This is a genomic window from Neorhizobium sp. PAMB6630 (assembly GCF_058242775.1).
In genome coordinates, this window is the sequence record NZ_CM177836.1 from 1,660,052 (window position 1) to 1,674,556 (window position 14,505).

General features: G+C 60.2%; 10 protein-coding genes and 1 tRNA gene. 4 read left to right on the forward strand and 7 right to left on the reverse strand.

The genetic code is table 11. From position 1 onward, the window contains the following. Positions 1 to 189 precede the first annotated feature (189 nt). Positions 190 to 417, forward strand: a complete 228-nt coding sequence (locus AC4CWF_RS07845) for a hypothetical protein (protein ID WP_491284658.1) — start codon at positions 190 to 192, stop codon at positions 415 to 417. A 236-nt stretch (positions 418 to 653) separates the two neighbouring features. Here the strand turns inward: AC4CWF_RS07845 and AC4CWF_RS07850 are convergent, their stop codons facing one another. Next, a complete protein-coding gene (locus tag AC4CWF_RS07850; protein ID WP_491284660.1) occupies positions 654 to 797 on the reverse strand; it encodes a DUF1127 domain-containing protein in 144 nt (47 codons plus the stop codon). A 264-nt stretch (positions 798 to 1,061) separates the two neighbouring features. Beyond that, the gene (locus AC4CWF_RS07855; RefSeq protein WP_491284661.1) at positions 1,062 to 1,208 is read right to left on the reverse strand and encodes a DUF1127 domain-containing protein; all 147 of its coding nucleotides are present in this window, start codon (positions 1,206 to 1,208) and stop codon (positions 1,062 to 1,064) included. Between the two features lie 709 nt (positions 1,209 to 1,917). On the opposite strand from AC4CWF_RS07855, the gene AC4CWF_RS07860 reads away from it, so the two are divergent. Both AC4CWF_RS07860 and tig read left to right on the forward strand, forming a co-directional pair. Then, positions 1,918 to 2,002 (forward strand) — tRNA-Leu (locus tag AC4CWF_RS07860). 160 nt (positions 2,003 to 2,162) lie between these two features. Further along, a complete protein-coding gene (tig, locus tag AC4CWF_RS07865) occupies positions 2,163 to 3,659 on the forward strand; it encodes a trigger factor (RefSeq protein WP_491285280.1) in 1,497 nt (498 codons plus the stop codon). A 434-nt stretch (positions 3,660 to 4,093) separates the two neighbouring features. On the opposite strand, the gene AC4CWF_RS07870 is transcribed toward tig, so the two are convergent. Both AC4CWF_RS07870 and AC4CWF_RS07875 read right to left on the reverse strand, forming a co-directional pair. Beyond that, positions 4,094 to 4,360, reverse strand: a complete 267-nt coding sequence (locus AC4CWF_RS07870; RefSeq protein ID WP_491284663.1) for a CrpP-related protein — start codon at positions 4,358 to 4,360, stop codon at positions 4,094 to 4,096. Positions 4,361 to 4,494: 134 nt separating this feature from the next. Beyond that, positions 4,495 to 5,214, reverse strand: coding sequence for a Crp/Fnr family transcriptional regulator (locus AC4CWF_RS07875; protein ID WP_491284665.1), 720 nt, complete (start codon positions 5,212 to 5,214; stop codon positions 4,495 to 4,497). Positions 5,215 to 5,336: 122 nt separating this feature from the next. On the opposite strand from AC4CWF_RS07875, the gene AC4CWF_RS07880 reads away from it, so the two are divergent. Beyond that, positions 5,337 to 5,582, forward strand: coding sequence for a DUF6894 family protein (locus tag AC4CWF_RS07880; protein ID WP_491284667.1), 246 nt, complete (start codon positions 5,337 to 5,339; stop codon positions 5,580 to 5,582). 85 nt (positions 5,583 to 5,667) lie between these two features. On the opposite strand, the gene glgB is transcribed toward AC4CWF_RS07880, so the two are convergent. The 3 genes from glgB to AC4CWF_RS07895 are packed head-to-tail and all read right to left on the reverse strand — an operon-like array spanning position 5,668 to position 14,462. Continuing rightward, the gene (glgB, locus tag AC4CWF_RS07885) at positions 5,668 to 7,875 is read right to left on the reverse strand and encodes a 1,4-alpha-glucan branching protein GlgB (RefSeq protein ID WP_491284669.1); all 2,208 of its coding nucleotides are present in this window, start codon (positions 7,873 to 7,875) and stop codon (positions 5,668 to 5,670) included. Continuing rightward, positions 7,872 to 11,156: a maltose alpha-D-glucosyltransferase gene (gene treS, locus AC4CWF_RS07890; protein ID WP_491284673.1), complete on the reverse strand. Its 3,285-nt coding sequence runs from the start codon at positions 11,154 to 11,156 to the stop codon at positions 7,872 to 7,874. Before treS ends, glgB begins: the two co-directional genes overlap by 4 nt. Before the next feature lie 12 nt (positions 11,157 to 11,168). Further along, the gene (locus tag AC4CWF_RS07895) at positions 11,169 to 14,462 is read right to left on the reverse strand and encodes an alpha-1,4-glucan--maltose-1-phosphate maltosyltransferase (protein WP_491284675.1); all 3,294 of its coding nucleotides are present in this window, start codon (positions 14,460 to 14,462) and stop codon (positions 11,169 to 11,171) included. Positions 14,463 to 14,505: the final 43 nt, after the last annotated feature.

A 14,505-nucleotide genomic window follows, 5' to 3' on the forward strand; every position in this document is an offset into this window, starting at 1 on the left:
AAAATCGTTTTTCTGTGCAGCAGCGCCATCTGCCAGGCCGTTCACGAATTGATGACGATGCGGTCCAAGCTTTGCCCGTTGCCGGATCGAAAAACGAAGCCCATCTTCAGGATGCGTGACCGATAAGGCCGCAGAAACGGCGTTCGGGCCGTCATCGCTCCGGGCGCGCCGTAGAAGAGGATTTGAGCCATGAAACGTATTATCGTTGCTTGCACTATCGCGCTGTTGGGCGCTGGAACAATTGCTTTCGCGCAGGACCTGCATCACGCCAGCGAAGGTCGCCTCAGCATTGGCGCCATCGGCAGCACCGTGCAGCAGGTGTCCGATGAAAATGGCGCGCGTTACAGCGAAGTCTATCGCGTCACGCCCGACCACACCCTGACGCTTGTTTCCCGCACCGCCCTGTCGGACGGTTAAGGATTGTCGGCAAGGGCGGTTCGCTGCCCTTGCATGCTTCATTCAGCTTCGGATGGAAGAAAGCGCCCGCCTCACCGGCGGGTTTTCTTTTGCGGTTCTGTCGGTACCTGCGCAAAACCGCAGACAGCAAAAAGCCCCCGAAGCCGAGGCTGGGGGCCGTCATTCTGCTGTGGTGCTTCAGCCTTTGTTCCGCAACTGCCTCATACAGTCGGCGGTTCGAAGGCAACCCTTTCCGATTAACGGAAGGAGCGCGAAGCGATCGAACGAATGTCGTAGCGGGTCAGGCCGATGTCGCTGAGGGCCTGGTTGGACAGGCCACCCAGTTCGTTCATGGTGCGGCGGTAGCTGATCCAGCTCTTGGCGAGACGAATCGGGTTCATGGGATCTTCCTCAAACTTTGTTGTCCGTTGACACGTCCGTCAGCGGCGATGAGGGTCTTATACATCCGCATAATTAGAATGTGCAGTGCAAAAAGCAGGCGACTGCCATGCGTTTGTGCAATGTGATGAACAAATTTGCATCTTTGGGCAAAAAATGAGCGGCTGCCAAAGCGGCGTCGGCTCCGGCCGCAGGGCACAAAAAAACGCCCCCCGAATGGGAGGCGTTTTGGAAAGCGTGGCCGTAAAGGTCGCGCTGGACTGTCTTCAGATGCCAACGGCGGTGCGGGCAACGCGACGGATTTCCGAGCGGCCGATGCCGAGATCGGTCAGTTCGCGGTCCGACATGCGGCCGAGTTCAGAAACGGTCTGACGATACTTGCGCCAGTTGGTGAGCGAGCGAGCGATGTTCATGGGTCATATCCTTCGTGGGTTGATGCAGAGGCGGATCGCTTGGGATCGATCCGTCTCTCAAATCGATTGAATGCCACTATATGCTGCACTGCGTATAAGAACAGCGCTCATCCCGTATGCCACCCATGCGCCAAATGCATTGCTGGTGAAAATCCGTTAAGCGGTGTGGCGAAAAGATGAGCGGTTGCCTTAATCTGTCCGCTCCATGCCGCCTCAATGAGGCAAGGCCCGAAACGAAAACGCCCACCGGGGGAGGACCGGTGGGCGTCAGGGAGGATGACTGGCGATCGGGAGGAGGATCTCGCCAGTCTATCGGGGTTCGCTGGGAGGAGGAGTGCAAACCGCCGAATTTGTCATCGGGAAACCCCGAGGCCTTTTGCGGGAAGGCCCGCCGACCGCCACGTCGCTGCACAGAATGTCTGTGCTGTTGTTTTGACTATACGCATTTCCGCGCCATTGTGCAGTGCAGTATCGACAGGTGAGCCATTCGCCTGTCGCATGGCTGTTCTTGTCCTTGGTGATGATAGGGAATAAATATTAGGAACGCGTAAACAATGGCGTTATCCTGCCGCCATCGAAACATTTCAGAGTTTCCGGTGCGTGGCTGCGGCAACTGTCATTTTTCCTTTGCGTGCACAAAAAACGGTTGTTATAGAGACGCGCGCTCCGGAAGGCCTCTGCGCGAGGAATTTCCACGCGGTTTTGGGGCGCGGGTATGGTGAAATTGGTAGACACGCCAGATTTAGGTTCTGGTGCCGCAAGGCGTGGGAGTTCAAGTCTCTCTACCCGCACCAGTTCCGCGGCAGATTCTGCCGCAGGTCTGATCCAGCTGTCGGCCCAGAGCCACAGCGCGCACGAGATTGCATCGAAGCCACGACCGGCGACAGGTTCCGGCGTCGTGCTCATCGAAACCACGGCTGTCTGAGCACCGCCGCATGATATGAAGGTATGACAATGCAGGTTATCGAAACGCTCGCTGAAGGGCTGAAGCGCGAAATCAAGGTCGTTATCCCGGCCAAGGACATGGAACAGCGCATGAACGAGCGCCTGGCGGAAGCCAAGGACAAGGTGCGCATCAATGGTTTCCGTCCCGGCAAGGTTCCGGTCGGCCATCTGAAGAAGATGTACGGCAAGTCGATCATGGCTGAACTCGTCAACGAGATCGTCCGCGACCGTCCGAGCGCCATCCTCTCCGAGCGTGGCGAGAAGTCGGCAACGCAGCCGACCGTTGCCATGACCGAGGACGAGGCGGAAGCCGACAAGATCCTCAACGCCGAAGTCGATTTCGAATTCACGCTCTCCTACGAAGTCATCCCGGCCATCGAACTGAAGCCGACCGCCGGCATCAAGGTCGTGCGCGAAGTGGTTGACGTTCCGGAAGAGGAAGTCAACGAGCAGATCATGAAGATCGCCGAAAGCGCGCGCACCTTTGAAGCCAAGGATGCTGCTGCCGAAACCGGCGACCGCGTAACGATGAACTACCTCGGCAAGGTCGATGGCGTTGCCTTTGATGGCGGCGCTGCTGAAGATGCCGAACTGGTCATCGGTTCCAACCGTTTCATCCCGGGCTTCGAAGACCAGCTGGTCGGCGTCAAGGCTGGCGAAGACAAGGTTATCACCGTCACCTTCCCGTCGGAATATCCGGCAGCAAACCTTGCCGGCAAGGACGCGACCTTCGACATCACCGTCAAGGAAGTGGCCGGTCCTGCAGCACTTGAACTGAACGACGAACTGGCCACCACGCTTGGCGTCGAATCGCTCGACAAGCTGAAGGAAATCGTGCGCGGCCAGATCGAAGGCCAGTACGGCAACGTCACCCGCCAGAAGGTCAAGCGTCAGATCCTCGACCAGCTCGACGAGATGTACAAGTTCGACACGCCGGAAACCCTTGTTAACGCCGAGTTCGACAACATCTGGCGCCAGATCAACACCGATCTTGCCCAATCCGGCAAAACCTTTGCCGACGAAGACACGACGGAAGAAGAAGCCCGCGACGAATATCGCAAGCTTGCCGAACGCCGCGTCCGCCTCGGCCTGGTTCTCTCCGAAATCGGCGAAAAGGCCGGCGTCGAAGTGACCGAAGAAGAAATGCAGCGTGCGCTTTACGCTCAGCTGCAGCAGTTCCCTGGCCAGCAGAAGGAAATCCTCGATTTCTTCCGCAACACGCCCGGTGCCTCCGCTTCGCTGCGCGCCCCGATCTTCGAAGAGAAGGTCGTTGACCAGCTGCTCTCGGAAATCGACGTGACGGACAAGACCGTGACGAAGGAAGAGCTTCTCGCCGAAGACGAAAACGAAGGCGAAGAAAAGGCTGACAAGAAGAAGGCCGCTCCGAAGAAGAAGGCCGCCAAGGCCGAAGCTTCCGAAGCCGATGCCGCTGAAGGCGAAGAAGCCCCGGCACCGAAGAAGAAGGCTGCTCCGAAGAAGAAGGCCGCTGAAGGCGACGCTGAATAATCGTCTTCGGCAGATCCAGCCAATCGCATTGTCAAAAACTCCTGGCGTCACCGCCGGGGGTTTTTGCTTTGGGGCAGGGCCGTCAGGTGAAGGGGGCGTCTCGTCTGGCGGCATGGATGTGCGCCACGCCCAATTGCGCCCTCGGACAATTGAAGCCGGAAGCGGCCCTTGCGGGTATTTTTGACGCTACACAGAGTTTTGAATGAGGGTCTTGGTCGATTGAGGCGTGTTAGGTGCCTTGGCGCTCCAGGCCAGCCGGTCGCTCGATCTGCGGCCTTTGGCCGGCAGAGTGGCGTCAGCGTCCTTGCGAGCCTTCGCAGGCGGTGCCGTCGGGAAGGAGAGGCGGGGATGGTGCATTGCGTGCCGAACGCCGCCCGGCAGGCCCTGGGATGTCACGTTTTCACCAAGGCTGTTGCGAACGTGCACAGATGTCGTCAGGCAACCCGGCTGCTGACAGACGAGAAATGCGCGTCTTGGAGAAGGACGCTGTAAAAGCCGGTATCGATCTTGCGCATGGCATCTTCGATGGACCAGCCGAACATCCAGGCATCACACATCAGTTGCACATCGTCGCGCCCAAGACAGTCCGCGACTGCGGGGGCTGCCATGGGGCGCAGGAAGGGGTTTTCCTGTGCCGTTGCGCCGAGAATGCGGGCTTTTGATCCGCGTTCCTGCCATTCGAGAAGAGACTCAATATTCATGTCTGCACCTGTTTCCAGCACGTGCTACCTAGGGCCGCGGGTTCGGTCTAGCAAGGCGTGAAATTGACCAATGCTCATAATTTTTTAACCATGGCATTTGCGAAAAAACATTGCCGAATCAGTCAGATGCTGAATCAGCGTGGTTGGCGTTGCAAGCTGAGATAGATCGCGTCGAAGCCGGCAAACCGTTGCAGCCGATCCCAGTCGATAATCGTGATGCGGTCTTTCGACCAAATGAGGAATTCTTCCCCGCGCAGTTCCTGGATGACCCGGTTCATGTGAACGAGTGAAAGGCCCATCACATCGGCCATCTGCGTCTGCGACAAGGGGAAGTGAAAGCTGTTGGCGTCCACCCGCTTCACAACCTGCAGGCGCAGGTAAAGCTCGCAGATGATGTGGGCAAGATGCGCTGCCCGCGTCCTTCTCCCCATGGCAACCAGCCATTGGCGGCTGATGGCGCTCTGCACCAGCGTATCGAGCCACAGGAGGCGCGTCAGGTGGGGTTCCGTTTCCGTCAGTTCCTTCAGGGCCGAATGCTCGGCAATCCCGATGCGGCACGGCGATAACGCCACGATGCCATGGTCCATCGTCTTGACCATAAAGGCATGCAGATCGATGAATTCACCGGGAACGTGCAGAGAGGTCAATTGCCTCTGGCCATCGCCGGTGATCGTGTAACGGGCGGCAAAGCCTTCCAGCAATAGGCAGCTTGTCGTCGGCTGATCGCCTTCCTTAACGACGTCCTCCTGCGCCGCAACCCGCCGATCCCGCGTGACAAGGCTTCTCAGCTTGGTTTTCTCGCGTTCATCGAGAATATCCCGTTGCTCCAGGTTCAAGAGCAGTGCGTCGATCAAGATCCGTCTCCAGGTGTCGGTGTAGGGCAGGTCAAAGTTCCAACGCCTGAGTGGCCTGTTTGTGCCTTCTGCTGGAACATTATTTGCAGCGACCGATTGTGTCAGTGCAATGCACGGTGGTTATGATGGCCCGCTATCTGTTCGATATACACAATGACGGCTTCAACCATGAGCCGGTGCCGATGGAACTATCCTCGCGAGATGAAGTGGTGCGGGAGGCCGGGCGAATTCTGGCTGACATGGCACGCGACGAGATGCGGGGCGACCGGCACATGTCGATCTTCCTCAACGTGCGCGATGAGACCGGCCGGCCGGTTTTCGTGAGCAGCCTGTCCTTTATGGCGGAATGGCTGGAAAAGGACATCTGACACAGTGTGGCCAAGCAAAAAGGGGAGGAAGCGTGCGGCTTCCTCCCCTTTTTTCATGTCTTGCTGACCGCTCAGGTCGCCGGCGTCATGGTTGCCAACGCAGGTAGATGGTCGCAAGGGGCGGCAGCGTCAGAAGGATGGATTGCGGCTGGCCATGCGATGGCTGTTCCTCGCTCCAGGCTTCGACATTGCCAAGGTTGGAACCGCCATAAACGCCGGCATCGGTGTTGAGCACCTCGCTCCATTTGCCAGCCTGCGGCACGCCGACGCGGTAACCTTCCCGCGGCACCGGCGTCATGTTGGAGATCGCAAGCACCGTCGAGCTTCCATCCCGGCTTTTGCGCAGCATGCCGAACACAGAATTTTCCGCGTCGTCACCGATCACCCACTCAAAACCTTCCGGATGAATGTCTCCGTATTGAAGAGCGGGTTCGTTCGCGTAAAGCCGGTTGAGATCCCCGATCAGGCGCTGCATGCCGGCGTGGTCGGGCCGATCGAGCAGATCCCAGACGAGCGAGCCGTCGTGGTTCCATTCGATGCCTTGTGCAATTTCGCCGCCCATGAACAGCAGCTTCTTGCCGGGATGAGCCCACATGAAGCCGTAATAGGCACGAAGGTTGGCCATTTTCTGCCAGACATCGCCGGGCATCTTGCCGACAAGCGAGCCCTTGCCGTGTACGACTTCGTCATGCGACAGCGGCAGCATGAAACGTTCGGTATAGGCGTAGACCATGCCGAAGGTCATCATGCCGTGATGGTATTTCCGATAGATCGGCTCCTCTTCCATGTAGTGGAGCGTGTCGTTCATCCAGCCCATGTTCCACTTGAAGTCGAAGCCAAGGCCGCCGTCTTCCACCGGCTTCGTGACGCCCGGCCAGGCGGTCGATTCCTCGGCGACCGTGAAGGCGTGGGCGCAGCGCTGGTGGACGATGCTGTTCAGGTGCTTGAAGAATTCCACCGATTCAAGGTTTTCGCGGCCGCCATGTTTGTTGGGGATCCATTCGCCGGCATTGCGGGAATAATCCCGGTAGAGCATCGAGGCGACCGCATCGACGCGCAGCGCGTCGATATGGAAATGCTCGAGCCATTCGAGCGCCGACGCGATAAGGAACCCCTTCACCTCGTTGCGGCCGAGATTGTAGATGAGCGTGTTCCAGTCCTTGTGGAACCCTTCGCGCAGGTCTTCATGCTCGTAGAGCGCGGTTCCATCAAAGCGCGCAAGGCCCCAGACATCGGTCGGGAAATGCGCCGGCACCCAGTCAAGGATGACGCCGATGCCGGCTGCATGGCAGCGGTCAATGAAATAAGCAAAATCCTCCGGCGTGCCGTAACGTCCGGTCGGCGCAAACAGGCCAAGTGGCTGGTAACCCCAGGAGCCTCCGAACGGGTGCTCCATGATCGGCATCAGTTCGATATGGGTAAAGCCGAGCTTTGCCGCGTAGGGCACCAGCCGCTGGCTGAGTTCCACCCAGTCGAGCGAACGATTGTTCTCTTCGGCAATCCTGAGCCATGAGCCGAGATGCACCTCGTAGACGGACATGGCGGTTTCGCCGGAACGCACTTGCGTATCCTTGCGCATCCAGTCCTCGTCGGTCCAGCGGAACGGCGTGCTGGAGGCAACGATGGAGGCGGTGGCAGGGGCTGCCTCGCTGGCTCGCGCCACCGGATCTGCCTTCTGCGCCAGTACGGTTCCGTTCTGGTCGACGATCTCGAATTTGTAGCGATCGCCGGGGCCAAGGCGCGGCACAAAGATTTCCCAGATGCCAGCCTGCGGGCGAAGCCGCATCGGGTGGCGCCGTCCGTCCCAGGCGTTGAAATCCCCCACCGCCGAGACACGCCGTGCATTGGGCGCCCAGACGGCAAAACGCACGCCGGGCACGCCATCCACGTCCATGGCGCGGGCACCGAGCGTCCGGCCCAGATCGTAATGTGTCCCTTGGCCGATCAGGTGAAGGTCGAGATCGCCGAGCAGCAGGTCGAAGGAATAGGGGTCTTCCGTCTCCTGCACGGCATCCGGCCAGGTGATGCGGTAACGATAGCGTCCGCCGCTTTCCACGGCGGCCGCAAACACACCCGCCGCATGGACGGTGTGCATTCGCGAGAGCACCGCGTTGCTGTCTGCCGCGATGATTTCAACATTTTCAGCCCCCGGCAGGAAGGCGCGGATAATGGTGACGCCCTGGGAGGGGTGCGGGCCGAGGATGGAAAAAGGATCGCCGTGGCGGCCTTCCACCAACGCCGTCAAGGCGTCAGGGGAAATGCCGGTCATGAGTTCGGAGCGTTCGATGTTCATTTCTGTGTCTCCGAGAGCCTTTTAACGATGGCAGAAAAGCCGGATAGCGGGATCGGCAGCCATTTCGGCCGGTTACGGGCTTCGTAGCCGATCTCGTAGGCGGCCTTCTGTAGAAGGTAGAGATCGAGCATGCGCTGGCGGTCTACCGGATCGACGCGCAGGGCGTCGGACTGTTCGGTCTCTGCAAAATAGGCGTCGAGGAAGGACTGCTCGGCCTGATCGGCAAAGGTGCGGATCATGGCGGTTCGTTCCGGATGGTCCGTTTCCGAAACCGCTTCCGTATCCAGTTCCGCAGTGGCGGCAAGATAACTCAGCGAACGCAGAAGGCCGGCCACATCCCGGAGCGGAATGGTCTTTGCCCGGCGTTCGGCAAGCGTCTTTGAGGGCTCGCCCTCGAAGTCGATGATATAGGCATCGGCTTCGGCCACCAGGATCTGGCCCAGGTGGAAATCACCATGGTTGCGGATCATCAGCGCGCCCTCGGCTGACTGGGCAAGCTCGCCTGCGATACGAAGCAGATCGTCACGGCGGGCAAGAAGCGGCGCCACCATGGCTATGGTTTCCGCATCCAGATCGCTGTTTGCCTCGCCAAGGATCGAAAGTGTGGCTTCGATCTGGCTGACGGCAGCCTTGCGCCACAGTTCGACATTTTCCGAGAGGGCCGGAAGTGGCTTGAAATCCTCGTTGTCGGTATCTGCGGCAAGCGCCACATGCAGTTCGCCCAATCGCTTGCCGATCGTACCGGCAAAATCGACCAATGGCCGCATCAGGTCGCTGACGGCATCCGGATCGTGATCGGACAGGCCGATATCATCCAGCACACGGCGCAGGTTGCCGAGCATCCAGATCCAGGCATCACCCTGATTGCGCACGGCGCCCTGTACGATCATCAGCGTGAAGCGCTCGCCCTCCGGTGCGGTGCGCACCACCTCGCCCAGAAGCGGTGCGGTGTTCTGGTAACCGACATCCGTCAGGTAACGCGTCATCTCGACTTCCGGGTGGATGCCCGGAAAGATGTGGCGGATGAGCTTCACCATCGCGAGGTCTGCGATGATCAGCGAGCTGTTCGACTGCTCCGCGGACAGCCAGCGCACGGGCACATCCTCGGCAATGCTCATGCCGTCCAGCTGGTGCGTGCCGAGGAATTCCAGCGTTCCGCCGCGGCCGGAGAGGACCGAGCGTTCGCAAAGGCCACGGATCACGCCGCGGGCCATACCCTCCAGAGCAAAGCCATCCGTCAGGAAGCCGACGCGGCGTCCCTGGCGAATGCGGGCAAGCGCCAGCTGCTGGGCAAGCGCCGGCGGCAGCGTATCGTCCCAGGCAGCCGTCAGCGGCAGGAGATAGGTTTCCGTGTGATCTTCCAGCTCCACTTCCAGCTCACCGAGCAGAATGTTGTGGGTGATGCCCATCGGGGTCGCGGCAACCAGCGTTGCCTTCTTCATCACCTCGCCCTTGGAGCCGAACCAGCGGCGCTTGTCGAGATAGGCCGGCAGGATCTCGCGCGACAGGGTTTCGGCAAGTTTTGGCGAATCGATCAGCTCCGTGAGGTCGCGGCGCATGACGAGCGTCGCCATGTCCGCCAACTGCTCCGGCGGTTCCGTGCGCCAGGCCGGGCCATCGGCTTCCGCCACCAGTTGGAACCAATAGAAGGAGAAGGGCGGCAGCGTCAGCAGATAGGTCAGCTCACCGATCGGAGGGAACGGCGACATGCCCGTCAGCTCGATCGGCACGCGGCCCTTGAACTCGGAGAGATCAAGCTCAACTGCCTGCGGCAGGCGCGAAAGGTTGGCGACGCAGAGCACCGTCTCGCCCTGGTATTCGCGCAAATACGCGAGGATCTTGCGGTTGCCGGGGGTGAGGAAGCGCAGCGAGCCGCGCCCGAAGGCCGGGTGTTTGCCGCGAAGCGCCAGCATGCGGCGCGTCCAGTTGAGCAGCGAATGGTTGTCGACGCTCTGGGCCTCGACATTCAGTGCCTCAAAGCCATAAAGCGGGTCCATGACCGGCGGCAGCACGAGGCGGGCGGGGTCGGCGCGGGAAAAACCGCCATTGCGGTCGTTAGACCACTGCATGGGCGTGCGAACGCCATCGCGGTCACCGAGATAGATGTTGTCACCCATGCCGATTTCATCCCCGTAATAGAGAACGGGTGTGCCGGGCATGGAGAGAAGCAGGCCATTCATCAGCTCGACGCGGCGGCGGTCGCGCTCCATCAGGGGCGCAAGACGGCGGCGGATGCCGAGATTGATGCGGGCGCGCCGGTCTGAGGCATAAATGCTCCAAAGGTAATCGCGCTCCTCGTCGGTCACCATTTCGAGCGTCAACTCGTCATGGTTTCGCAGGAAAATCGCCCACTGGCAGTTTTCGGGGATTTCCGGCGTCTGGCGCATGATGTCGGTGATCGGGAAACGATCTTCCTTGGCAATCGCCATATACATGCGTGGCATCAGCGGGAAGTGGAACGCCATGTTGCACTCGTCGCCATCGCCGAAATATTCCGACGTATCCTCCGGCCACTGGTTGGCCTCGGCCAGCAACACCTTGCCCGGATGGGTGGCGTCAAGGGCGGCACGGATCTTCTTCAGGATGTCGTGCGTTTCGGGCAGGTTCTCGTTGTTCGTGCCTTCGCGCTCGATCAGGTAGGGAATGGCGTCGAGACGGAAACCGTCGATGCCTGTTTCCAGCCAGAAACGCATGACGGACAAAAGCTCGTCCAGCACCTGCGGATTATCAAAATTAAGGTCCGGCTGGTGGGAATAGAAGCGGTGCCAGTAATAGGAGCCGGCAACCGGATCCCAGGTCCAGTTGGACTTTTCCGTGTCGAGGAAAATGATGCGGGTTTCCGGGAATTTCTGATCCGTATCAGACCAGACGTAAAAGTCCCGCTCCGGCGAACCGGCGGGCGCATTGCGCGCGCGCTGGAACCAGGGGTGCTGGTCGGACGTGTGGTTGATCACAAGCTCGATGATGACGCGAATGCCCCGGCTGTGGGCCGCATCCACAAAGGCGCGAAAATCCTCCATCGTGCCGTAGTCGGGGCTAACAGCGCCGTAATCTGCGATGTCATATCCGTCATCGCGACGTGGCGAGGGGAAGAAGGGCAAGAGCCAGATGGCTGTCGCACCGAGCGAAGCAATGTGGTCGATCTTCTGCGTAAGGCCTGCGAAATCGCCGATGCCATCGCCGTTTGCATCGAAGAAGGACTTCACATGCAGCTGATAGATGATGGAATCCTTGTACCACAACAGGTCCTGTTCGGCCTGCTGGTTCTGCATCATATCCATAAAAGTCCTCCCTTATCGGACGCGCCAGACAGAAAACGGCATGCCGGGCTCAAGCCGCAGCCTTTGCCATTTTCCCGTCAGCGTGAATTTTTGACCCGTGATCAGGTCGTCCATGTTAAGCGCGCCATGGTCCGGGAGGTTCCATGACCAGAGAGGTATCTCTACATCTGCTTCCTGCGCATGATGCGGATCGAGGCTCACCCCGATCAGCAGGACGTTCTCGCGACCCGGGCTCGCCTTCTCGAAAAACATCACATTGTCGTTGAAGGCGATGAGCTGGCGAAGCCCCAGATGCGAATGAAGCGCGGGATTTTCCCGGCGGATGCGGTTCAGCAGCGTGATCTCGCCTTTGATGTTGCCGGGTCGATCATAATCCCAGGCGCGGATCTCGTATTTCTCCGAGTCCGCATATTCCTTGCGCTTGGCATCGGGGCGGCCCTCGCAAAGCTCAAAGCCGTTATAGACGCCCCAGAGGCCTGACAGCGTGGCAGCCAGTGCCGCGCGGATCAGGTACGCAGAGCGCGGCGCGTTCTGCAAAAAGTCCGGGTTGATGTCATGCGTGTTGACGAAGAAATGCGGACGGAAGAACTCGCGCGGTTCTTCCGTCGTCAGCTCGCGCATGTAGCTTTCCAGCTCAGACTTCGAGTTGCGCCAGGTGAAGTAGGTGTAGGACTGCGAGAAGCCGACCTTGGCGAGGCGGTACATCACCTTCGGCCGGGTGAAGGCTTCCGACAGGAACACCACATCCGGGTGGCGGCCGCGAATGTCTGCAATCAACCACTCCCAGAAGGGGAACGGCTTGGTGTGTGGGTTATCGACGCGAAACAGTTTGACGCCATTGTCGACCCAGAGCTGCACCACATCGCGCAGTTCTGTCCAGAGCGAGGGCACGGCGTCCTTGGCATAAAAATCGACGTTGACGATGTCCTCGTATTTCTTCGGCGGATTTTCCGCGTAACGCACGGTGCCGTCGGGGCGCCAGTCGAACCAGCCGGGATGTTCCTTCAGCCAGGGGTGATCCGGCGAGGCCTGGATGGCAAGGTCGAGTGCGATTTCAAGGCCATGGTCCGCCGCTGCCGAAACGAGACGGCGGAAATCCTCGAACGTGCCAAGCTCAGGATGGATCGCATCATGGCCGCCGTCGGGCGAACCAATACCGTAGGGGCTGCCGGGATCGTTGGGGGCGGCGGTCAGGCTGTTATTGCGGCCCTTGCGGTTGGTCGAGCCGATCGGGTGGATCGGCGGAAAATAGAGAACATCAAAGCCCATGTCGCGGATGGCGGGCAGCCGGGCAATCACATCATCGAATGTGCCATGGCGGTCCGGATCGCCACTTTGCGAACGCGGAAAGATCTGGAACCAGCTGGCAAAGGCTGCTTCGCGGCGTTCTGCATCAACGGGCATGGGAGCCGAGCGCACCCGGTGCGGGCGTCGGTCTGCCTCGGCCATGAGCCGGAATGTGTCGGCGGAGAGAAGCGTCTCTACCTTCTCGGCCGGGCCAAGGGCCTGCAACCTGTCGTGAAGAGAGGTCAATCGGGTAACGAGATCGCCCGACGCACTTTTTTTCGCCTCCTCGATGAGCGTGATGCCCTCGATGGTTTCCAGCGTCAGATCCAGCCGAGCCTCATGTTTTTTCGATAGCTCATAGCGGAAGATGGCAAAGGGATTGCGCCAGCTTTCCACGGCAAATTCGTAGCGTCCCATGCGCCGCAGCGGAAATTCCGCACGCCAGCGGTCGTTCACCACATGGCGCATCGGCACTTCGTTCCACGTCGCCTCGTCGGCGGCGCGATAAAAAAGGCTGGCGCTGATCGGGTCATGTCCATCGCCAAACACGTCCGCTTCCACCTCGACGGTGGAGCCCACGACGCGTTTGACCGGGAAACGCCCGTCATCGACGCTCGGGGTGATTTTTTCAATGGCAAGGCGCGGCGAGCCTGCGGCTTCCATCACGTCGGGCACGGCAACGGCATCAACGATGGCCGGCGAGACAGTGCCGTCGAACAGGCGTAACTCGCCAGGTTTGAGGCGCAGCGGCCCCGTCAGCGCAAGCGGAGAACGGGTGACGGTGTCGGTGAGCGGCAGGAAGGCGGAGGCCGCCTCGCGCACGGCGTTGAGGGGGGCAGGGGCCGAGCGTCTGAGGTCTCGGTTGACGACGACAAGCCGCACGCCGGCGGCACTGCGCATATCCTCGGCATCGGGCATCATCAGGCCAATGGCCGGCGTCTGGGTGGCTGCAATCAGCCGCAGCGGGCGTCCGCCCGAAGCCAGGCGCGCGTCCTTCTGCTGGTCGTTGAGGGCGCGGATATCGGCGGAGAGGTCATAGACACCACCGTCCGCAAGGCCCCGCAGGCCGGTACCATGGCCGTGCGTTGGATCGAGCGGTGCCGTTGCGCCAACCTCAAATCCCATCGGCACCATCAGGCCCTCGGCCAGCGCGCCAGCCAGCTGCAGGGCTTGGCGCGCGCGCCGGATGCGGATCTCGGTGCTGTCCATGCCATGGGCGATGCGCTTGCCGAAGGGCACTTCCGGAAAAGCGATCTGGAACGGGAAGCGGCGATGGATCTCGTATTCCTCAAGAAACCAGCGTTCCTCAAGATCCCACCAGGCCAGCGATGAAAAGCAGCCATCGAAACCGTCAGCGCCGAGATCTGCAAGGTTACGGCGAAATTCGAAGCCGGTGCCCGGCGTCCAGGCGAGGAATTTTGTGTCCGGCTTCAGCATTCTTGCCGAGGTGATGAGGCGTGACCATGCTTCTACAGGCAGATGATCGATACCGAGGCAGCGAAAGCCGGAAATGCCGGCCTCCAGCATCAGTTCGATGCGTGCGTTCCAGCGCGCCACATGATCGTCCAGCATCTGCTCGTCACGGAGCGCCACCGGCCGGCTGCTGGCCGCCAGCGGATGGATACGGGGATCGGCAAGCACACGCTGATCGTCCTCAAGCGGCATCGCCTCGCGATCCATGACCAGATCGAGCATCAGCGCAAGGCCCTCATCCTGTGCGCTTTCAACCAGCAGCCGAAGACCTGCCGCCACATCGTCCCCAAGCCCCAGGTCTGGGTCGAGACGGTCGAAATCCGCCGTGATGAAAACGCTGGCGCCTGCCGCGCGAACCCCGAGAGGTGCGATCAGCACCGTGTCGAAACCAAGATTTTTGGCATGTGCGAAAAGGGCCTTCCAGGCCTCGATCCCCCTCAATTCAAGCGGATGCACATAATAGATGCGCGGTGCCTTGCCCGTTGGCCCGGACGTGGGCGAAAGCGTGGATGCGGGGGTGGAAATCGAAGATCGAAGCAAAGACATGGGGCCGCCTGACGTGAGGTTTCAAAGGACCTAACGCAGGCAT

What these genes read in the sequence shown, in the direction of transcription:
- tig (WP_491285280.1), top strand. Translation starts at nt 2,163, where the DNA reads ATGCAGGTTATCGAAACGCTCGCTGAAGGGCTGAAGCGCGAAATCAAG.
- AC4CWF_RS07845 (WP_491284658.1), top strand. Translation starts at nt 190, where the DNA reads ATGAAACGTATTATCGTTGCTTGCACTATCGCGCTGTTGGGCGCTGGA.
- glgB (WP_491284669.1), bottom strand. Translation starts at nt 7,875, where the DNA reads ATGAACATCGAACGCTCCGAACTCATGACCGGCATTTCCCCTGACGCC.
- AC4CWF_RS07870 (WP_491284663.1), bottom strand. Translation starts at nt 4,360, where the DNA reads ATGAATATTGAGTCTCTTCTCGAATGGCAGGAACGCGGATCAAAAGCC.
- AC4CWF_RS07895 (WP_491284675.1), bottom strand. Translation starts at nt 14,462, where the DNA reads ATGTCTTTGCTTCGATCTTCGATTTCCACCCCCGCATCCACGCTTTCG.
- AC4CWF_RS07850 (WP_491284660.1), bottom strand. Translation starts at nt 797, where the DNA reads ATGAACCCGATTCGTCTCGCCAAGAGCTGGATCAGCTACCGCCGCACC.
- AC4CWF_RS07880 (WP_491284667.1), top strand. Translation starts at nt 5,337, where the DNA reads ATGATGGCCCGCTATCTGTTCGATATACACAATGACGGCTTCAACCAT.
- AC4CWF_RS07855 (WP_491284661.1), bottom strand. Translation starts at nt 1,208, where the DNA reads ATGAACATCGCTCGCTCGCTCACCAACTGGCGCAAGTATCGTCAGACC.
- treS (WP_491284673.1), bottom strand. Translation starts at nt 11,156, where the DNA reads ATGGATATGATGCAGAACCAGCAGGCCGAACAGGACCTGTTGTGGTAC.